Source organism: Vreelandella nanhaiensis, from assembly GCF_003990185.1.
In the GTDB taxonomy this organism is placed as follows: domain Bacteria; phylum Pseudomonadota; class Gammaproteobacteria; order Pseudomonadales; family Halomonadaceae; genus Vreelandella; species Vreelandella nanhaiensis.
In genome coordinates, this window is record NZ_RZHF01000016.1 from 1 (window position 1) to 20,261 (window position 20,261).

12 protein-coding genes and 2 rRNA genes are annotated in these 20,261 nt (G+C 53.0%); 6 read left to right on the plus strand and 8 right to left on the minus strand.

Annotated features, from left to right (window positions below; translation table 11 throughout):
• Nucleotides 1–29: 29 nt before the first annotated feature.
• The 8 genes from ELY38_RS12275 to ELY38_RS12310 all read right to left on the minus strand — a co-directional run bounded on the left by ELY38_RS12275 (nucleotide 30) and on the right by ELY38_RS12310 (nucleotide 13,099).
• Nucleotides 30–2,921: ribosomal RNA gene (locus ELY38_RS12275) — 23S ribosomal RNA — on the minus strand.
• 291 nt (nucleotides 2,922–3,212) lie between these two features.
• Nucleotides 3,213–4,745 (minus strand): 16S ribosomal RNA (locus tag ELY38_RS12280).
• The 16S and 23S rRNA genes sit together here, the layout of an rRNA operon.
• Nucleotides 4,746–5,074: 329 nt before the next feature.
• The gene (locus ELY38_RS12285) at nucleotides 5,075–6,073 is read right to left on the minus strand and encodes an adenosine deaminase (RefSeq protein WP_127062579.1); all 999 of its coding nucleotides are present in this window, start codon (nucleotides 6,071–6,073) and stop codon (nucleotides 5,075–5,077) included.
• A 30-nt stretch (nucleotides 6,074–6,103) separates the two neighbouring features.
• Nucleotides 6,104–7,828 carry a thiol reductant ABC exporter subunit CydC gene (gene cydC, locus ELY38_RS12290; protein ID WP_127062580.1) on the minus strand — a complete coding sequence of 575 codons (1,725 nt, stop codon included), beginning with the start codon at nucleotides 7,826–7,828 and terminating at the stop codon, nucleotides 6,104–6,106.
• A complete protein-coding gene (cydD, locus tag ELY38_RS12295; protein WP_127062581.1) occupies nucleotides 7,818–9,482 on the minus strand; it encodes a thiol reductant ABC exporter subunit CydD in 1,665 nt (554 codons plus the stop codon). The genes cydC and cydD overlap by 11 nt, the downstream gene beginning before the upstream one ends.
• A 15-nt stretch (nucleotides 9,483–9,497) precedes the next feature.
• The gene (gene cydB / locus ELY38_RS12300) at nucleotides 9,498–10,499 is read right to left on the minus strand and encodes a cytochrome d ubiquinol oxidase subunit II (RefSeq protein ID WP_127062582.1); all 1,002 of its coding nucleotides are present in this window, start codon (nucleotides 10,497–10,499) and stop codon (nucleotides 9,498–9,500) included.
• Between the two features lie 2 nt (nucleotides 10,500–10,501).
• A complete protein-coding gene (locus tag ELY38_RS12305; protein WP_127062583.1) occupies nucleotides 10,502–11,917 on the minus strand; it encodes a cytochrome ubiquinol oxidase subunit I in 1,416 nt (471 codons plus the stop codon).
• Nucleotides 11,918–12,121: 204 nt separating this feature from the next.
• Nucleotides 12,122–13,099 carry a calcium/sodium antiporter gene (locus tag ELY38_RS12310; protein WP_127062584.1) on the minus strand — a complete coding sequence of 326 codons (978 nt, stop codon included), beginning with the start codon at nucleotides 13,097–13,099 and terminating at the stop codon, nucleotides 12,122–12,124.
• 188 nt (nucleotides 13,100–13,287) lie between these two features.
• Here ELY38_RS12310 and ELY38_RS12315 point away from each other — a divergent pair, with 188 nt between their 5' ends.
• The 6 genes from ELY38_RS12315 to ELY38_RS12340 all read left to right on the plus strand — a co-directional run bounded on the left by ELY38_RS12315 (nucleotide 13,288) and on the right by ELY38_RS12340 (nucleotide 20,246).
• Nucleotides 13,288–14,628 (plus strand): paraquat-inducible protein A, encoded by a 1,341-nt coding sequence (locus tag ELY38_RS12315; protein WP_127062855.1) that lies wholly within the window; start codon nucleotides 13,288–13,290, stop codon nucleotides 14,626–14,628.
• Nucleotides 14,628–16,298, plus strand: coding sequence for an intermembrane transport protein PqiB (gene pqiB / locus ELY38_RS12320; RefSeq protein WP_127062585.1), 1,671 nt, complete (start codon nucleotides 14,628–14,630; stop codon nucleotides 16,296–16,298). The genes ELY38_RS12315 and pqiB overlap by 1 nt, the downstream gene beginning before the upstream one ends.
• A gap of 13 nt (nucleotides 16,299–16,311) precedes the next feature.
• Entirely contained in the window at nucleotides 16,312–16,908 is a 597-nt protein-coding gene (locus ELY38_RS12325; protein ID WP_127062586.1) for a PqiC family protein, read from the plus strand.
• Nucleotides 16,909–17,212: 304 nt separating this feature from the next.
• Nucleotides 17,213–18,460, plus strand: a complete 1,248-nt coding sequence (locus ELY38_RS12330) for a DEAD/DEAH box helicase (protein ID WP_127062587.1) — start codon at nucleotides 17,213–17,215, stop codon at nucleotides 18,458–18,460.
• Nucleotides 18,461–18,539: 79 nt separating this feature from the next.
• Nucleotides 18,540–19,043 (plus strand): hypothetical protein, encoded by a 504-nt coding sequence (locus ELY38_RS12335; RefSeq protein ID WP_127062588.1) that lies wholly within the window; start codon nucleotides 18,540–18,542, stop codon nucleotides 19,041–19,043.
• A gap of 6 nt (nucleotides 19,044–19,049) precedes the next feature.
• Entirely contained in the window at nucleotides 19,050–20,246 is a 1,197-nt protein-coding gene (locus tag ELY38_RS12340) for an MFS transporter (RefSeq protein ID WP_127062589.1), read from the plus strand.
• Nucleotides 20,247–20,261: the final 15 nt, after the last annotated feature.

Here is a 20,261-nt window from a genome sequence, read left to right on the forward strand (position 1 = left end):
TCACTGCGACCAGACCCCTTGGGTGTTATAGGGTCAAGCCTCACGGGCCATTAGTACACGTTAGCTCAACACCTTGCAGTGCGTCCACACCGTGCCTATCAACCAGCTGGTCTCGCTGGGCCCTTCAGGAGGCTCTAGGCCTCAGGGATGTCTCATCTTGAAGGGGGCTTCCCGCTTAGATGCTTTCAGCGGTTATCCCGTCCGACCATAGCTACCCGGCAATGCCACTGGCGTGACAACCGGAACACCAGAGGGTCGTCCACTCCGGTCCTCTCGTACTAGGAGCAGCTCTTCTCAAACATCCAACGCCCACGGCAGATAGGGACCGAACTGTCTCACGACGTTCTAAACCCAGCTCGCGTACCACTTTAAATGGCGAACAGCCATACCCTTGGGACCGACTTCAGCCCCAGGATGTGATGAGCCGACATCGAGGTGCCAAACACCGCCGTCGATGTGAACTCTTGGGCGGTATCAGCCTGTTATCCCCGGAGTACCTTTTATCCGTTGAGCGATGGCCCTTCCATACAGAACCACCGGATCACTAGAACCTGCTTTCGCACCTGCTCGACGTGTCTGTCTCGCAGTCAAGCACCCTTATGCTCTTGCACTCACTGCACGATGTCCGACCGTGCTGAGGGTACCTTCGTGCTCCTCCGTTACTCTTTGGGAGGAGACCGCCCCAGTCAAACTACCCACCACACACTGTCCTCGATCCGGATAACGGACCTGAGTGAGAACGCCAATGATGCCAGGCTGGTATTTCAAGGTTGGCTCCCTTCGAACTGGCGTCCGAAGTTCAAAGCCTCCCAGCTATCCTACACAGGCAACATCAGCGTCCAGTGTGAAGCTATAGTAAAGGTTCACGGGGTCTTTCCGTCTAGCCGCGGGTACACCGCATCTTCACGGCGATTTCAATTTCACTGAGTCTCGGGTGGAGACAGCGTGGCCATCATTACGCCATTCGTGCAGGTCGGAACTTACCCGACAAGGAATTTCGCTACCTTAGGACCGTTATAGTTACGGCCGCCGTTTACCGGGGCTTCGATCAAGAGCTTCGGCCGAGGCCTAACACCATCACTTAACCTTCCGGCACCGGGCAGGCGTCACACCCTATACGTCCGCTTGCGCGTTAGCAGAGTGCTGTGTTTTTACTAAACAGTTGCAGCCACCTGGTATCTTCGACCGGTTCGGGCTTAGGAAGCAAGTTCCATCACCCTACGCCGGCGTGCCTTCTCCCGAAGTTACGGCACCATTTTGCCTAGTTCCTTCACCCGAGTTCTCTCAAGCGCCTTGGGATTCTCACCCTGACCACCTGTGTCGGTTTGGGGTACGGTCGCACATAATCTGAAGCTTAGAGGCTTTTCCTGGAAGCGTGGCATCAATGACTTCGACACCGTGGTGTCTTCGTCTCGTCTCTCGGCCTTGAAGAATCCCGGATTTACCTAAGATTCAAGCCTACTGACTTTCACCAGGACAACCAACGCCTGGCTCACCTAGCCTTCTCCGTCCCCCCATCGCAATTATGTCCGGTACGGGAATATTAGCCCGTTTCCCATCGACTACGCGTTTCCGCCTCGCCTTAGGGGCCGACTCACTCTGCTCTGATTAGCATCGAACAGAAAACCTTGGTCTTCCGGCGAGGGAGTTTTTCACTCCCTTTATCGTTACTCATGTCAGCATTCGCACTCGTGATACCTCCAGCAGGCTTCTCAATCCACCTTCATCGGCTTACACGACGCTCCTCTACCGCTCATCCATAGGATGAACCCGTAGCTTCGGTACCTGGTTTAGCCCCGTTACATCTTCCGCGCAGGCCGACTCGACTAGTGAGCTATTACGCTTTCTTTAAAGGATGGCTGCTTCTAAGCCAACCTCCTAGCTGTCTGAGCCTTCCCACATCGTTTCCCACTTAACCAGGATTTGGGGACCTTAGCTGACGGTCTGGGTTGTTTCCCTTTTCACGACGGACGTTAGCACCCGCCGTGTGTCTCCCACGCTGATACTCACCGGTATTCGGAGTTTGCCTCGGGTTGGTAAGTCGGGATGACCCCCTAGCCGAAACAGTGCTCTACCCCCGGCGGTAATACGTGAGGCGCTACCTAAATAGCTTTCGAGGAGAACCAGCTATCTCCGAGCTTGATTAGCCTTTCACTCCGATCCACAAGTCATCCAAATCTTTTTCAACAGATCCTGGTTCGGGCCTCCAGTTGATGTTACTCAACCTTCACCCTGCTCATGGATAGATCGCTCGGTTTCGGGTCTATATCCAGCGACTGTGTCGCCCAGTTAAGACTCGGTTTCCCTACGGCTCCCCTAAACGGTTAACCTCGCCACTGAATATAAGTCGCTGACCCATTATACAAAAGGTACGCAGTCACAGAACAAGTCTGCTCCTACTGCTTGTACGCACACGGTTTCAGGATCTATTTCACTCCCCTCTCCGGGGTTCTTTTCGCCTTTCCCTCACGGTACTGGTTCACTATCGGTCAGCCAGGAGTATTTAGCCTTGGAGGATGGTCCCCCCGTCTTCAGTCAAGGTTTCTCGTGCCCCGACCTACTCGATTTCACATGATCAGATTTTCGACTACGGGGCTATCACCCGCTACGGCCGCGCTTCCCAACGCGTTCGTCTAATCAGTCACATGCTTAAGGGCTGGTCCCCGTTCGCTCGCCGCTACTAGGGGAATCTCGGTTGATTTCTTTTCCTCAGGGTACTTAGATGTTTCAGTTCCCCTGGTTCGCCTCATACACCTATGTATTCAGTGCATGATACTGACCTTATGGTCAGTGGGTTTCCCCATTCAGAGATGTCCGGGTCACAGGTTGTTGCCACCTCACCGAACCTTATCGCAGGCTACCACGTCTTTCATCGCCTCTGGCTGCCTAGGCATCCACCGTGTGCGCTTCATTGCTTGACCCTATAACCCGAAGGAGTCTGGAATCTCGCAATGACAACGATTGCCGGATACGCTTGAGACGTATCACAAAACAATTGCATATCGAGATGAGGTTATAAAAACAGCAACCGGTAACGGTGGTTGTCTTCATATCGTCATTCGATATTGTCAGCATGATATACATTGTTAAAGAGCGACTGCTATACGCAGTGATAAGACAACGCCAAAGGCGTCTGGCTTATCACTGCCCATCAACAGCATTCTGATCAGGTAATTCATTGTGAGCGCTTGCCGCGAGGGGGACGCATCGTTTAAGGAGGTGATCCAGCCGCAGGTTCCCCTACGGCTACCTTGTTACGACTTCACCCCAGTCATGAACCACACCGTGGTGATCGCCCTCTTGCGTTAGGCTAACCACTTCTGGTGCAGTCCACTCCCATGGTGTGACGGGCGGTGTGTACAAGGCCCGGGAACGTATTCACCGTGACATTCTGATTCACGATTACTAGCGATTCCGACTTCACGGAGTCGAGTTGCAGACTCCGATCCGGACTGAGACCGGCTTTCTGGGATTGGCTTACTCTCGCGAGTTCGCAACCCTTTGTACCGGCCATTGTAGCACGTGTGTAGCCCTACCCGTAAGGGCCATGATGACTTGACGTCGTCCCCACCTTCCTCCGGTTTGTCACCGGCAGTCTCCTTAGAGTTCCCACCATTACGTGCTGGCAAATAAGGACAAGGGTTGCGCTCGTTACGGGACTTAACCCAACATTTCACAACACGAGCTGACGACAGCCATGCAGCACCTGTCTTACAGTTCCCGAAGGCACCCCGGAATCTCTTCCAGGTTCTGTAGATGTCAAGGGTAGGTAAGGTTCTTCGCGTTGCATCGAATTAAACCACATGCTCCACCGCTTGTGCGGGCCCCCGTCAATTCATTTGAGTTTTAACCTTGCGGCCGTACTCCCCAGGCGGTCGACTTATCGCGTTAACTTCGCCACAAAGTGCGCTAGGCACCCAACGGCTGGTCGACATCGTTTACGGCGTGGACTACCAGGGTATCTAATCCTGTTTGCTACCCACGCTTTCGCACCTCAGTGTCAGTATCAGTCCAGAAGGCCGCCTTCGCCACTGGTATTCCTCCCGATCTCTACGCATTTCACCGCTACACCGGGAATTCTACCTTCCTCTCCTGTACTCTAGCTTGACAGTTCCGGATGCCGTTCCCAGGTTGAGCCCGGGGCTTTCACAACCGGCTTATCAAGCCACCTACGCGCGCTTTACGCCCAGTAATTCCGATTAACGCTTGCACCCTCCGTATTACCGCGGCTGCTGGCACGGAGTTAGCCGGTGCTTCTTCTGCGAGTGATGTCTTTCCTGGCGGGTATTAACCGCCAGGCGTTCTTCCTCGCTGAAAGTGCTTTACAACCCTAAGGCCTTCTTCACACACGCGGCATGGCTGGATCAGGGTTGCCCCCATTGTCCAATATTCCCCACTGCTGCCTCCCGTAGGAGTTCGGGCCGTGTCTCAGTCCCGATGTGGCTGATCATCCTCTCAGACCAGCTACGGATCGTCGCCTTGGTGGGCCATTACCCCACCAACTAGCTAATCCGACATAGGCTCATCCGATAGCGGGAGCCGGAGCCCCCTTTCTCCCGTAGGACGTATGCGGTATTAGCCTGGGTTTCCCCAGGTTATCCCCCACTATCGGGCAGATTCCTATGCATTACTCACCCGTCCGCCGCTCGTCAGCGTCTAGCAAGCTAGACCTGTTACCGCTCGACTTGCATGTGTTAAGCCTGCCGCCAGCGTTCAATCTGAGCCATGATCAAACTCTTCAGTTTAAAATCATTGTGATCCTTACTCGTCACCCGAAGGCAACAAAAGCGGATCAAACTTGGCTCAAGGTTCAAACGAATTCAGTCTTGATACTCCGAAGAGTATCTGATGAGTCGTCTGCCTTGATATTTGGTGACTTGTCACCCTCATCGGCAAACGCCCACATGAATTACCTGATCAAATTGTTAAAGAGCTATCGGAGGGCGCTGCCCGTTCGATGTGGGGCGTATTCTACCCAATTTTTTTGATGGGTCAACAACTTTCTACCATTACTTTTAAGCACTAGCGCAGCCTTGCAAAACGCCTAGCACCTGACCACTAGTAGTCAGCAAATTCAGCATTCAATTGCATCAAGGCGCGCCAACAACTCCTGACGCCTTGGTTCGGAGGTAAACGCCTCTTTCATAGCATTACGGTTAAGTGCCTGGAAAGCTTCTTCATCCCAACCAAATGCTTGAGCACAGGCGATATGATTGTCCAAAAGCCCACCGCCAAAGTAAGCGGGGTCGTCAGAGCTAATCGTCACATTAAGCCCTTTATCCAGAAGTGCAGGCAGCGGATGGCTGGCTAGCTCATCAACAACTTTCAAACTTACGTTGGAAAGCGGGCATACGGTCAGCACCGTTTGCTGCTGATAAAGACGCTCTACCACGTCGTCACTTTCCAGACAGCGAATACCATGGTCTATACGACATACATCAAGTAAGTCCAATGCCTCAATAATATAAGAAGCAGGCCCCTCTTCCCCCGCATGAGCTACCCGCGCCAAGCCCAGCTCTTTGGCACGCTCAAAGAGTGCAACAAATTTTGACGGCGGGTGATCGCGCTCGGCACTATCCAAGCCAATTGCATCAAGCTTATCCCAGTAAGGCGCAGCCTGCTCTAACACCTGAAGCGCTTCTTCGGCAGGCCGGTCGCGTAAAAAGGCCATGATCATTCCGACGCTTAAATCTAATGATTGCTCAGCCTCTTGCTTAGCACGCAGCAACCCAGACATGACCACATCCAATGAAACGCCGCGCTGCAGATGCGCCTGAGGGTCAAAATGCATATCGATATGTACAACGCCTTCCCTGCTTGCGCGCTTGAAATAGTCCATGGCCAGGTCATAAAAGTCCTGCTCAAGACAAAGAACGCTCATGCCTTGGTAATAGAGATTCAAGAACCCCTGTAGATCCTTAAACTGATAAGCTGCCTTGGCTTCGTCAACCGATAGGTAGGGCAATTCAATACCATTGCGCTCTGCCAGCTCAAACATGAGCTCGGGCTCCAGAGAGCCCTCAATATGTAGATGAAGCTCAACCTTGGGGAGACTACGTAAAAAATCCTGCATAACTTATCCTTAGCGCTCAGTGTTAGCGCATTAATTCCCTGGCCCTAGCTTTCCAGCACTTAAGTGCCAGTGATGTTTTACCTGCTGTGTTAACAAACTTGAACCATGGTGCATAAAAAAAATCGTGGTGCGCCCTTCAAGCCAGTGCGAAAGCGTATTAGCTACCGTGTTAACCGTCGCTTGATCAATAGCTGCAAATGGCTCATCCAGGATAACCACCGATGGATCCATCAAGAGAAGCCTGGCTAGCGCAACTCGCCTGACCTGACCTCCGGAAAGCTGCTGCCCCCGCTCACCGACCGGCGTTTCCAGCTTGTGTGGTAAAGATTTCACCCACGTATCGAGTGCTACTGCTTCAAGCACCTCCCAAAGTGCTTCCTCGCTTGCATCCGGGTTGCCAAGCCGCAAGTTGTCTTCCAGCGAAGCATCAAACAAATCCACTTGCTGGGTCAGCAATACAATGCGTTGCGAGCGCTGCTTTTCGGATACGGCGGCAGGCAAACAGCCGCCTACATTCACCTCGCCCTGAGAGGCCACAAGCCGCCCGGTTAAAAGCGCTGCGAGCGTGCTTTTACCTGCACCCGAGTGGCCCGTAATAATGGCCTTCTCGCCAGCAGCCAACTGAAAAGTGACGTTTTCAAGGGCAGGCATCATACTTGAAGAATAGCGATGCGTTACCGCCTGCACCACAATATCGAGTTCTTGCGGTGGCAATGCTTGCTCCTTCAGCAAGGGTGCTGCTGACCCAAGCCCATTTAACCGCTCGGCTGCAGCAACACTCCCCCCCACGCGTGCAAACGCACCGGGAAGCTGCACAAACACCTCGTTAACACCCAGCAGAGTGAGCAACGCCATAACCAGAATTGGCCCGGCCAGCGTACCTTCGGCCACTAAAAGACCGCCCCCCCATACCACTCCTAACAACAAAAGCCCGGCGACTACACTGATAAGGCTATTACCTAGTGCTACGCATTTGCCTAACCGGCGTTGATTATTCAGTGCCGCTTCTTCATGCGACTCAACTTGCAGTCGATGCCAGGCAGCACTGCGATAAGCGATAAGTTCAGCCGACGCTTGCAATTGATCAACCACGAAACGCCGCAAGACTTCCTGATCGGCTACCTGCCGATGGCTAGCCGCAAATCCCAAACGGCCCACTCCATAGGTAAGCCCTATCCAGAGAATAAACAGTATGCCCCCTGACACCAGCGCGATCCCAGGCAGCCAGATCGCGATGAAGAGGCTAACCCCCACAATAACGAGCAAGCTAACAACTGGAGGCATCAACAAGCGGAGATACAGGTTATCTAGTGCATCAATATCAGCAGTTAAGCGCCCCAGCCAGTCACTGGCACGATGTCGACGTAGCTCGGCTTCATCCAGCTGCATCAGCTGACCAAAGACTCGATACCGCAAATCAGCCAAAAGACGAAGCACCGTATCATGGTTATAAAGGCGCTCTATATAGCGAGCGACCGTACGTAAAAGGGCAAAAAAACGTATTCCGCCCCCCGGTACATATACATCAAGCCTTGACGGTATACCCAGAAGCAAGGCGATACCAGCCAAGGCACACGCCGTGATAAACCAGCCGGAAAGTCCTAGCAGTGAAAGGCCCGCGGCAAGTGTCAGCCAAATCAGCAGCGCACCTACTAAAAAACGTCGGCGCCGTTTCACCATCAGAGCTATCCACGGCGACAACGCATCAAGGGTCTGAGAAAACATTTTTACTGAAGAGCGCGCTTCATGCTTCATGGCGCACCTCTTCTAACCTGCCTGCCCGCAGATCAAGATGCCTCTTCGCTGCGCTGATAGCCGCAGGATGATGAGTTGCCATGATCAATGTGCGCCCCTGGGCCGCCCATTCAAGCATTGCCCGGACAACCACTTTTTCAGTGTCTCTATCCAGGCTGGCGGTAGGCTCATCCAACAAAATAAAATTGGCCTCACTCAAATAAATACGCGCCAAAGCCAAGCGCTGGGCCTGACCACCCGACAAGCCTATCCCGCGCTCGCCGATTAGCGTTTCCATGCCATCAGGCAATTGGGAAAGCAACGCCTCCAGCCCTGCCTGATCAAGCGCCCACTGCATTGCTGCTGTATCGGCCTCCGGGTTAGCCAAGCGCAAGTTATCTGCCAAGCTTCCATGCAGCAGAGCTGGCTGCTGGTCTAGCCAAGCGTAACGCGGTGACATTAGCTCAAGCACTCCATTAGAAGGGCTTAAAAAACCGGCCAGGAGCGCTAGAAGCGTCGATTTACCGCTTCCTGAAGGGCCGCTAATGGCAATTATATCGCCCTTCTGCACTGTTAAATTCACAGGCCCCAGCACTTGGCCGCGGGTTGCATACTCGACAGAGACATCTTTCAATACAGCGATAATGCTTTCATTTGAAGGCTCAATAACCGCGTGCCTTTGTATGCTTGATTCATTAAGAATTGTCACCAGACTTTCCGCCGCCCCGAGCGCTGTGGCGCGATCATGATAATGCTGGGAAAGGGTTCTTAAAGGCTGAAAAAACTCAGGCGCCAGTAGCAAGACCGCCAACCCTGAGAAAAGCGTTAATGAAGCCGCAGGCCCATAGTCAATATACCCAAGCAGGCCAAAACCGACGTACATTGCCACGACGGCAATCGCCACCGAGGCAAAAAACTCCAGTACGGCAGAGGATAAAAACGCCAGGCGCAAGGTGCGCATACTTAATTGCCGATAGTCATCGGTCGCCCACCACACGTCTTTGTGGGCACTTTGTGTTCTTCCAAAAAGCTGGAGTGTCGCCATCCCACGAACACGATCAAGAAAATGTGCAGAAAGCCGAGCTACCGCTGCAAACTGATCGCGATTGACGCGCTCCGCCCCCATACCTACCAGTGCCATAAAGAGAGGAATGATCGGTGCGGAAATCAATAAAAAGATCGCCACCAGATAATCAAGTTTGAGCACCACGCATAGAATCAGCAGCGGCAAAAGTGAAACAATCCGTAGCTGCGTATAAAAACGCGAAAAGTAGCCGTCGAGCGCTTCGATATTCTCAACGGCCTGGGTCGCCAAGGCGCCGCTTTGGTGATAAGCGAGCCATACTGGGCCGAGCGCCCAGAACTTATCTAGCATTTGGCGACGCGCATAGCGGCGTATGCGCAAGCTTGCTTCCAGGCTAATAATCTCCTGCCCCCACTGACATATGCCACGCCCTATGACACAAAGCGCCAGCAGGGCCAACACGCTAACCAACTGATGAGGCGTTTGATGAAAAACAACCAGTTGCTCTACCAGCCACGCCACGCCCACTACGATGATAACTGTCTGCACACCTGCCAAAACGCCAAGAAAAGCGGCGAGATATAATCTTCGCCGCTCTAAAGTTGCTAGCGTTTTTAACCAGGAGCGAGCGGTTAACGACTGCTCCGTCATCTTGCTGTCCCTGACTTAATGATACCCCTCCCCTACACGCACCTTGCCGCGAAACACCCAGTAGGTCCATGCGGTATAAACAAGGATCACAGGGATAACAAACAGCACACCGATCAGTAGGAAAAGCTGCGACTCAGGCGCTGACGCCGCATCCCACAACGTGTAGTTGGGCGGGACAATCATGGGCCATTGACTTACAATCAAGCCCAGATAAGTAAATACGTAGATGCCGATTGTGGCGAGAAAGGGATAGCTCTCACGGCGCTGCTTCACCGACCGGAAGACCAGGAAGGCAAAGAAAAGCGCCATCGCAGGAAAAATCCAGATCAAGCGAAGATTACCGAACCAGCGCTCCCAGACGAACTGATTCACAAAAGGCGTCCAGATACTGACGATCGCGAAGACCACGAGCACAATGCCCAGCAACATGGGAGTGATTTTATAAGCCCAATCCTGAATATGACCTTCTGACTTAAGAATCAGCCATGTAGAGCCCAAAAGCGCATAACCCGCCATTAGCCCTAACCCCGTCACCACCGTAAATGGGGTTAACCAATCAAAGGCACCACCAGTATAAACAAAATCTTCGGTTTGAAAGCCGTGAATATAAGCACCGACCACAACACCTTGTGCAAAAGCAGCGATCGCAGAGCCCCAGGAAAACGCCCGGTTCCACCAGTGGCGGTTACGACGTGACTTAAATCGAAGTTCAAATGCAACGCCCCGAAAAATAAGCCCGGCCAACATTAAGAAAACGCCGATATACAGTGCTGGTAAGAAAATCGAGTAAACTAACGGAAAAGCCGCCAACAAGCCTGCCCCACCTAAGACTAGCCATGTTTCGTTACCGTCCCATACCGGCGCCACAGAGTTCATCATGACATCGCGAGCATCTTCATCGGGCGCAAAAGGAAAAAGAATACCTAAGCCTAAGTCAAAACCATCCATCAGCACATACATAATAACGCTGAACCCGATAATGACAGCCCAAATAATCGATAGATCAAACGTTTCCATGATTAGCTCCTCACCGGATCGACGTCATCATCAAAAGGGGTATGGGCAGCAGAAAGAGGCCGCTTAGGACGATCGGCATCCCTATCAACTGACGCATGCTCATGCTCAGGCAGCATACCGTTACGAACAACCCGGGTTAGGTAATAGACACCGGCGTAAAAGATAACAGCATAAACCAATACATAACCAATCAAAGTGAACAACGCCATCCACCCAGTCAGCGAAGGGGTAATACCATCAGCGTGGGACATAATGCCGTATACCAGCCATGGCGCCCGCCCCGACTCGGTCACAATCCAACCGGCTAGCACCGCAATAAACGGCAATGAAATCATGCCAACTAGTGTTTTAAGAAATAACCGGCTCTCGTAGATGCGACCTTTACGGCGCAGTATCAAGCCAGTGAAGGCAGTGGCAATCATCAATAGACCAATCCCCACCATCACCCGGAATGCCCAGAAGACAATCATGACCGGTGGCTGCTCTTCAGGGGGCGCTTCGCTAATGCCCGGAATTTCACCATCAATCGAGTGGGTAAGAATCAGGCTTGCAAGGTTTGGAATTCCAACTGCAAACCGGTTCTCCTGGGCCTCTTGATCAGGTAAAGCAAATAGTAGTAATGGTACGTTGGTAGCTGTCTCCCAATGTCCTTCTATTGCAGCCACTTTGGTAGGCTGGTACTCAAGAGTATTTACGCCATGAAAGTCACCTACCACCGCCTGGAGAGGCGTCAGAAACAGTAGTAGCCACAAACACATTGAAAGCGCCCGCCGATTGGCTTCCGGGTCGCGGCCACGTAGTAAAAACCAAGAGCTCACCCCAGCCACCACAAACCCACCGGTAATAAAGGAAGCGATGGCCATGTGGGAGAAGCGATAAGGGAAAGAGGGATTAAAGATTGCCTCGCGCCAGGAAGTCACGTGGAAGCGGTTATCAATAAGCTCAACACCTGCCGGTGTATGCATCCAGCTGTTTGCTGACAATATCCAGAAAGCTGAAATAAACGTACCGATCGCCACTATCGTCGCTGCCATTAAATGGATGCCTTGAGGGACTTTTCCACGACCAAAAAGTAATATGCCCAGAAAGGCTGCTTCAAGAAAGAACGCCGTGACCACTTCATAACTTAGCACTGGGCCTATAAAGTTAGAGGCTGCTAAGGAGAAGTTGCTCCAGTTAGTCCCGAACTGAAAGGACATGACGACCCCCGACACAACCCCCATCCCGAAGACCACCGCAAACACTTTCGTCCAAAACAGCGCCAAACGATCCCAGGCAGGGTTTTGCGTTTTGAAAAATAGCCCTTGTAGCAAGGCTATGTAAGAGGCCAACCCGATGGTAAACACCGGGAAGATTGCATGGAAAGAGACGACGAACGCGAATTGAATTCGCGACAGCACCAAGGGATCGAGTTCCATTACACGCTCCTAAGACCTGAATTAATATCCTGTTCATGGTTATTACAAGCTTAGTCGCGCCTCATAGGCACCGCATTTTAGTTATAAGCCCTAAGCTTATTCTTTACTTATGTTGCCATCTTACTGCCTTGATACTCACTATACATTGCTCCACTTTTCTCAAAACGTGTCTCATTGACGCACGTCAAATAACATCGCAATTTATCAAGATAAAACAACAATACTGACCATATAGCCGGTATAAGCAATAAACAGGGTAAATAACACGCCACCCTCTAAACGGTTAATGCGACGAGGCCGACCGCGCCAGGAAAACGCGAACAGAATCATTAGAAGTGTCATGCAGGTCATGATGCTCCAATCACGCACCAAGACTTCACGGCCAGCCTCAATGGGTGCAATAACCCCAGCAAGCCCTACCACTGCCAGGCTATTGAACAGGTTAGAACCCACCACGTTACCCAGCACCATATCGTGCTCTTTGCGACGAAGCGCGCTAATAGACGATGCCAGTTCTGGCAAGGAGGTACCTACCGCGACAACGGTCAGCCCGATAATCAGATCGCTCACACCAAAGTGCTGGGCGATTTCCACGGCGCCCCACACCAACAGGCGTGAGCTGACAATCAGCAGTACCAAACCAATAAGCGTCCACATGATGGCTTTGCCACGTGACATTGGCTTGCTGTCCAGCGAGTCAGCCACATCGTTAATCAAGGGGTCATCAGTTGACTGTTTTTTTGAGCGAATAATACTTACGGTAATAAACACGGCCAGTACGACTAGCAAAATGGCCGCTTCCCAACGCGTCACCCAGCCATCCCACAGCATGACACCCGTGATCAGCGTTACCAGTACCAGTATCGGCATCTCTTTACGAATCACGCTGGAGTGCACGGCCAAAGGAGCAATCAGCGCTACAAAACCCAGCACAAGGCCAATATTGGCAATATTGGAACCATAGGCATTGCCCACCGCCAGGCCCGGATTGCCTTGTAGCGCCGCCAGCACTGACACCATCATTTCAGGAGCAGAGGTACCAAAACCGATGACCAGCATGCCGATCAGTAAAGGAGACAAGCCCAGCCAGCGTGACGTTGCAGCGGCACCGTCCACGAACTTTTCCGCACTCCAAATCAGCAGTACCAGCCCTATCACGACACCTACCACGGGAAGTAACATTTCATTTCCTTATTAACAGAATATTAGGCACTATCGCGGCTGCATCCTTGACTAAGAGAATGCTCTGGTCAAGCGCTGATATAGACTAGTGTTGAAGTATCAAATAATTGACAGTCAAGTAGACAGCACCGTATTAGTTTTACTTTAAATTCGAAGTGAGAGTGTCGCATTTGCCCCACTACCGTTTAATGAAACGTCCTGCACTACTGGTCAATACGCCGCTGGTGGATAGCTTACCTCCTGAAGCCCGTGTTCAGCGCAGGCGTTTACGCGCCTGCCACGAGTGTGACTGGATTTCAGCCCTGCCGCCACTTGGCTCTGGAGAGAAAGCCAGCTGCCCACGCTGCGGACATGTTCTGGCAAAACGTCATCGTTACCCTGCCCAACGCAGCATGGCACTTGCAATTGCGGCACTCATCGCCTTGCTAGTAGCTGTGTCATTCCCGTTTGTCAGCTTCAGTGTAAGCGGCGTGGGCAACCGTATCGAGCTTTCCCAAACGGCCACCACTCTCATTGCTTTTCACCAACCTATTGTCGGCATCATCGTTATCATGACGATTGCCGTGCTGCCCGCCGTTTATCTACTTAGCGTGATCTGGCTGCAACTGGGCCTTTTACGCGGTAAGCCGCTGTATTTTAGTCGCGATATCGCTCGCTCGCTGGCTCATTTAACGCCTTGGATGATGGCGGATGTATTTATCATCGGTGCGTTGGTCAGTTTGATCAAAATAGCGGGCATGGCGGAAATTGAGCTGGGCGTTTCGTTTTGGGGGTTTTGTGTATTTGCCGTTCTATTGTTAATGACTACTCAATCCATTGACGCCGACTGGATGTGGTTTTCGTTAGAAGGCGAGCCCCGGGCGCCAGAGAACACACAAACAGGCGCCACGGCTGCCAGCCAGCGCTTAACGGGCTGCCCTACCTGTGGGCTAATCAACGCACTGCCCCCTGGCCAGAAGTCTCGCTGCACCCGCTGTCATGAAAAGCTCCACCCCCGGCTACCAAATAGCCTTCAGCGCACCTGGGCACTATTAGGCGCGGCCACGATAATGTACATACCGGCAAATGTTTATCCCATCATGACCACGACAAGCCTTGGCCATAGCGGTTCGTCCACGATTATTGGCGGAGTGGCCGAGCTAATACAAATGGGCTCTTGGCCGGTGGCCGCCGTTATCTTCGTTGCCAGCGTTATCGTTCCCGTAGGTAAGCTATTGGCGCTTTCCTGGCTATGTATTGCCGTACAGCGCAGCGATAGGTCCAACAACATCAGTCGCACCAAGCTTTATCGAATTACCGAATTTATCGGCCGTTGGTCAATGGTGGATGTTTTTGTGGTCGCCATTCTGGTCGCCTTGATTCGCGCCGGTTCACTGATGTCCATCACTCCAGGGCCAGCAGCACTGGCGTTTGGTTCAGTGGTGGTTTTAACCATGCTGGCCGCCATGACATTTGACCCCCGCTTGATATGGGACGCATCTAAAGCAGCTGCCTCCCCATCAGATCATAGCCATCCAGGGAGCCATTAATGGGTAACGAATCCCCAATCTTCAATGAAGAGCCTGATCTCAACAAGGCCAAGCCTTCACGTCAAACGCGCCTTTCGCCCATCTGGATTGTGCCTATAGTGGCCATCATCATTGGCTTATGGCTGGTATACGATAATTACACCAGTCGGGGCACCTTGATTACCTTAACCATGAACAACGCCGAAGGCATCGAAGCGGGCAATACATTAATTCGCAGCCGTAACGTTGAGATCGGACGTGTGCAAAGCGTACAGCTTTCCGATGACTTGAGCCATGCCGTCATTACAGCGCGCATTCAACCTCAGGCGGACTCCATGCTACGTGAAGATAGCCGCTTCTGGGTGGTCAAGCCGCGCATCGGCCGCGAAGGCATTAGTGGCCTGGGCACCGTGTTATCAGGCGCTTATATACAGCTGGAACCCGGAAACTCAGAAGAGCAACGACGCGAGTTTCCAGTCAGCGATGTTCCGCCGGTCGCCACGTCGGGCATGGCCGGGCTCAACATAAATCTAATCAGTCAGCTGGGCAACTCCCTGCGCGTTGGCGATCCGGTCTCCTACCAAGGCTATACCGTGGGTCGCGTGGAAGAGACCAGTTTTGACCCTGAATCGCGTACGATGCATCACCAGGTATTTATTGAAGAGCCTTACGCCCAACTGGTAACAGACAGCACCCGCTTTTGGACGTCCAGTGCTGTCGATTTCCGCCTGGATGCCAATGGCTTTCGAGTGAACGTGGAGTCGTTTGAAGCCTTGCTGGGCGGCGGCGTCACCTTTGGCGTGCCGGAAGATTTACCTATGGGTCGCCCGGTTGAACCAGGTGCTCAGTTCAATCTTTATACCGACGAAGACGACGCTCGTGAAGGTACATTTAACCGGTATCTGGAGTACGTACTACTGGTAGATGACACAGTGCGTGGTCTGTCACGCGGCGCGCCGGTTGAATTTCGTGGTGTGCGCATGGGCACCGTTGCCGCTGTTCCTTGGAATTTTACTGCCGCCCAACCTGATTCCCGCGCCCGTTTTGCCATCCCGGTGCTGATTCGCATCGAGCCCCAGCGCATGGGAATTGAAAATCGCGATATTGACTTGGATGAGTGGGAGGCACGTTTCAATCGTATGTTTGCCCTTGGGCTTCGCGCTTCGCTTAAAAACGCCAACCTGCTGACCGGGGCATTATTCGTGGATCTTAATTTCCAGCGTGATTCAGACACACCGTATATAGCCGAAACGTTCTCTGATCGCACGGTATTCCCGACCGTAGCAGGGGGATTTGCCCAGATCCAAGCGCAGGTAACCGATCTGCTGGATAAATTGAATGCCCTTGAAGTAGAGCCCTTGTTGGCTGGCCTGGACCGCAACCTGCAAGCTTCGGAAAGCATGTTGAATGAAGTACGAGAGGTAAGCACTTCACTTAACCAGTTACTCAGTAACCCTGAAACCCAGGCCGTCGGCGGTAATCTCAACGCCACGCTTGAAGAGCTGCGCGGTACCTTGCAGGGTGTTTCGCCTTCCTCACCGGCATACCAGGATTTAACCTCAGCCATTGAACGTCTGGACCGGTTGATGCGAGACCTGCAGCCGTTAACCCGTACCCTGAATGAAAATCCACGGGCGCTGCTGTTCGATAACCTGGATACTCAAGATCCCATACCACGTGCACCGCGCTAAGAAGGATAACGCTATGCGCCTATTTCGTTTGAAGTGTTTATCGCTAATCACCTTATGCCTTGCACTGACAGCCTGTGCAAGCAGCGTGACGCCACCCGCACGTTACAAGCTGCCGGAAAGCCAGCTGATCAATACGCCCAGTAGCCCTCAAGGTACGCTGCAAGTGCGTGCACCACGCCTTGCTCACTATCTGGATGTTGACGGCATCGTTATGCAGTTGGACGACATCACGCTTAACGAGGCACGTGAACATCAATGGGCGGAAAACGTTGGCCGTCAGCTAGCCCGTAAATTGCGTACGCAGCTATCTCAAGCGCTGCCCTCCATTCGCGTTGTACGAGACGACGGCAGCGTGCCGCAAGCGCTCACTCTGCGCCTTGATGTTGACCAGTTTCAGGGGCGACATGACGGCATGGCGGTTGCAAGCGGGCAATGGCAGCTACGCAGTGCTGATGATGAACTTCTGGTAATGGAAAGCTTTTCTGCCCAAACAGCGCTGGATGATGATGGCTATCCCGCCCTGGTACGTGCGCTAAGCGCCAGCTGGGACAAGGTTGCCAAACAAATTGCTGACCAGATAAACCAAGGCCGTTATTTTACTGAACGTTGATTGAGCTTGAGTACTCACGCAATCAATCCTGACGAGAATGCCCGCTTGGTAACATCTTCATGTTACACTGCGGGCATATCTTGAATGCCGATATTACGTTGTCCCCATTGCCCAATGCCCGTCTCTTCCATACTGACCACATAAATGCATGGTCATACGTGGCTAATCAACGATCATCGCGGCCTAGCGAATTATCTGGCAAACTTCGCGGCGCGACGATAATCATCCTCGCCTTTTGTAAAAATTACGCCTAATGCAATGCTTTAATAAAGCGGTTGCCCTATTAGGCAATTGCGGAGAACGCATGAGCTTTTCTGAACTTGGTTTGCACGACGATTTATTACGTGCCATTACTGCGCAAGGCTATACCCAGCCGACCCCTATTCAATTAAAGGCCATTCCTGTTGTTCTGGAAGGCCGTGACCTGCTTGCAAGCGCCCAGACAGGCACAGGTAAAACAGCAGGCTTTACGCTTCCCATGCTGCAGCGCCTTTCCGGCGGCAAGCGCCCAGGAAAACGCCAGGTTCGCGCTCTGGTCCTGACACCTACACGTGAGCTTGCCGCTCAGGTAGGTGAAAGTGTGGCTGCCTATGGTCAGCACCTGGCACTACGTTCACACATCATTTTTGGCGGCGTTGGCCAACAGCCTCAGGTTGATGCGCTTAAAGCCGGCCTGGACGTTCTTATTGCCACGCCAGGTCGTCTGCTGGATTTACAGCAGCAGGGTCATGTCGACCTTTCAGGCGTTGAAATTCTGGTCCTTGATGAAGCCGATCGCATGCTGGACATGGGCTTTATTCACGATATTAAACGCGTGTTGCGTCTGGTACCCAAACAGCGTCAAAATCTGCTGTTCTCAGCCACTTTCTCGAATGAAATTCAGGCGCTGGCTCAGCAGTTACTCAACAACCCGGCCCTGATTGAAGTAGCACCCCGCAACACGACAGCAGAGAAGATCGAACAAGCTGTTTACCGCGTCGATCGAGATAAAAAGCGCGAACTTCTGGCTCACCTGATCCAGCGTCATGGCTGGTTTCAGGTATTGGTATTTACCCGTACCAAGCATGGCGCCAACCGGCTTGCCGAGCAGTTGTCCAAGCAGGACATTCCGGCCATGGCCATTCATGGCAATAAAAGCCAGGGTGCACGTACCCGTGCTTTAGGCGCGTTCAAAAGTGGCGACCTGCAAGTGCTGGTAGCGACCGATATCGCTGCACGTGGGCTCGATATCAGTGAGCTTCCCCATGTCGTCAACTTTGACCTGCCTAACGTGGCCGAAGATTACGTACACCGCATCGGGCGTACCGGTCGTGCGGGCAGCAACGGCGAAGCGGTTTCCTTGGTGTGTGTGGACGAGCACGGCCTGCTGGGCAATATTGAGCGCCTGATCAAGCAGAATCTTCCCAAGCATATTGAACCAGGCTTTGAGCCCGACCCCAATGCCAAACCAGAGCCCATTGAGAACGGCCGTCGTCAGCCGCAGGCTCGCCGTAAACCCAGTAGTGAAGCTGCAAAACCCAGCGGTGAACGTCGCCGCCGCGCACGCCGCTAGCCCGCTGGCAAGGAATATGCGATGGTTACCCCCCTCGCATATTCTCATGTATTGAATAAAACATTATCAGGGAGCGATCATGTCCTCGTCTCAGTATATTGCTGAATACCGTCAGTGGCTTATCTTTCAGCGCCAAGAACAGCTTAGCCGTGAGCACCAAGGCATTTCGCAACGCTTAGAAGATGCCCGGGCTTCTTCGAAACAGGTGGTGCAGGCCTACCGTAGCATGGCCGAAAAGGCCTCTAACGAAGGCGCCTGTTACCGCACCCTGTTCTTGCGTGAACGTGATAACGAACAGGTACTGCCATGCGAAGGCTGGCTGTTTATTAGGCGCGTACTTAGCGAAGATAACAGTACGCGCGTTCGTGCTACGCTGATTGAAACCTTCACCTTGGAAGACGGCATTCTGGCCCCGGGCGACAAACCCGCCCAGAAAGTGACGCTGGAAATATTCGACAAGCTGGATATCAACAAGGGAATGCGCACCAGCGTCCGGGTTGACAGCCTGGAATCGCCTAAAGACTATCACTTCATCACGTTACTTGATGCAGTGCGCGGTGATTTACGTCCTTACCTCAAGTAAAGCATCATGATATCCCGTCGCTCGCTTACCTTTATTTTACTGATGGTGGTGGTGGGGCTGAATTTGCGCCCTGCCCTTTCATCGGTCGCCCCTCTGCTCGCCCGTTTGCAGGAAGCTGCCGGTCTTTCGGCCGCAGCAGCGGGCATTCTTACTACGCTTCCGGTTCTTTTTTTAGGCTTAAGCGCCCCTCTTGCTCCTCTGTTGGCGCAGCGCCTGGGCAGTGAGCGTGCGCTAAGTGCCGCCCTGTTACTGCTGGCAGCGGGTTTGATACTCCGCGGCCTACCACTCCCTGGCGTGCTGTTTCTTGGCTCCGCCATGGCAGGCAGCGCTATCGGCATTAGCGGTACCCTGCTACCCGCCTTGGTCAAGCGTGAACTGCCTGAAAGTGCCGACTTGCTGACCGGCCTTTACACCATGGCGCTCTGCCTGGGCGGCGCACTGGGCGCTGGGCTTAGCGTACCCCTTACTCTGTGGTTAGGAAGCTGGCAGGCAAGTTTGATGAGCTGGTCGCTGCTCGCCCTGCTTGCGCTTGCGGTTTGGCATTTTCAAATGCCCAACACCCATACCCAAGGAACCGTTCACGCCCCGTCTGATTTTCTACGGCTATTGAGCAAACCGCTAACGTGGCAAGTCATGCTATTTATGGGCATCCAGTCCTCCATGGCGTACATCGTGTTTGGCTGGCTGCCTACCCTGCTGATTGATCGTGGTTACAATGAAGCCAGTGCGGGATGGACCATGGCAATTTCCATCATGTGCCAGCTGGCCTCAGCTTTGGGCGCGCCCTGGCTTGCTCGCCTGGGTCATGATCAGCGCCCCGCTTTACTGCTGGTACTGTCCAGCACGGCGCTGGGGCTCTGGATGCTGCTGATTGCGCCTTTAACCTGGAAATGGCCCGGCGCCGTTTTTCTAGGCCTGGGTCAGGGTGGAAGCTTTAGCTTGGCACTTAGTCTTTTAGTATTGCGAACCTCGAACTCGCGTCTCGCCGGCCAACTATCCGGCCTGGTTCAGGGAGGCGGCTACGTGATTGCAGCTCTTGGTCCTTTTGGCGTTGGGCTATTGCTTCAAGCGGGCATTCATGCCGACCATATCGCCTGGCTACTGATTTTCTTGGTAAGTATCTGCTGTGGCTTTGCCCTTCTGGTTGGACGCAAGCGTCAATTGGACGACCAGGGCGGCATACTAAAGATTCATCATCATTAGCCTGGGCCTATCTCC

Coding starts and splice junctions, on each gene's coding strand:
- ELY38_RS12285 (WP_127062579.1), bottom strand. CDS start 6,073: ATGCAGGATTTTTTACGTAGTCTCCCCAAGGTTGAGCTTCATCTACAT.
- cydC (WP_127062580.1), bottom strand. CDS start 7,828: ATGAAGCATGAAGCGCGCTCTTCAGTAAAAATGTTTTCTCAGACCCTT.
- cydD (WP_127062581.1), bottom strand. CDS start 9,482: ATGACGGAGCAGTCGTTAACCGCTCGCTCCTGGTTAAAAACGCTAGCA.
- cydB (WP_127062582.1), bottom strand. CDS start 10,499: ATGGAAACGTTTGATCTATCGATTATTTGGGCTGTCATTATCGGGTTC.
- ELY38_RS12305 (WP_127062583.1), bottom strand. CDS start 11,917: ATGGAACTCGATCCCTTGGTGCTGTCGCGAATTCAATTCGCGTTCGTC.
- ELY38_RS12310 (WP_127062584.1), bottom strand. CDS start 13,099: ATGTTACTTCCCGTGGTAGGTGTCGTGATAGGGCTGGTACTGCTGATT.
- ELY38_RS12315 (WP_127062855.1), top strand. CDS start 13,288: ATGAAACGTCCTGCACTACTGGTCAATACGCCGCTGGTGGATAGCTTA.
- pqiB (WP_127062585.1), top strand. CDS start 14,628: ATGGGTAACGAATCCCCAATCTTCAATGAAGAGCCTGATCTCAACAAG.
- ELY38_RS12325 (WP_127062586.1), top strand. CDS start 16,312: ATGCGCCTATTTCGTTTGAAGTGTTTATCGCTAATCACCTTATGCCTT.
- ELY38_RS12330 (WP_127062587.1), top strand. CDS start 17,213: ATGAGCTTTTCTGAACTTGGTTTGCACGACGATTTATTACGTGCCATT.
- ELY38_RS12335 (WP_127062588.1), top strand. CDS start 18,540: ATGTCCTCGTCTCAGTATATTGCTGAATACCGTCAGTGGCTTATCTTT.
- ELY38_RS12340 (WP_127062589.1), top strand. CDS start 19,050: ATGATATCCCGTCGCTCGCTTACCTTTATTTTACTGATGGTGGTGGTG.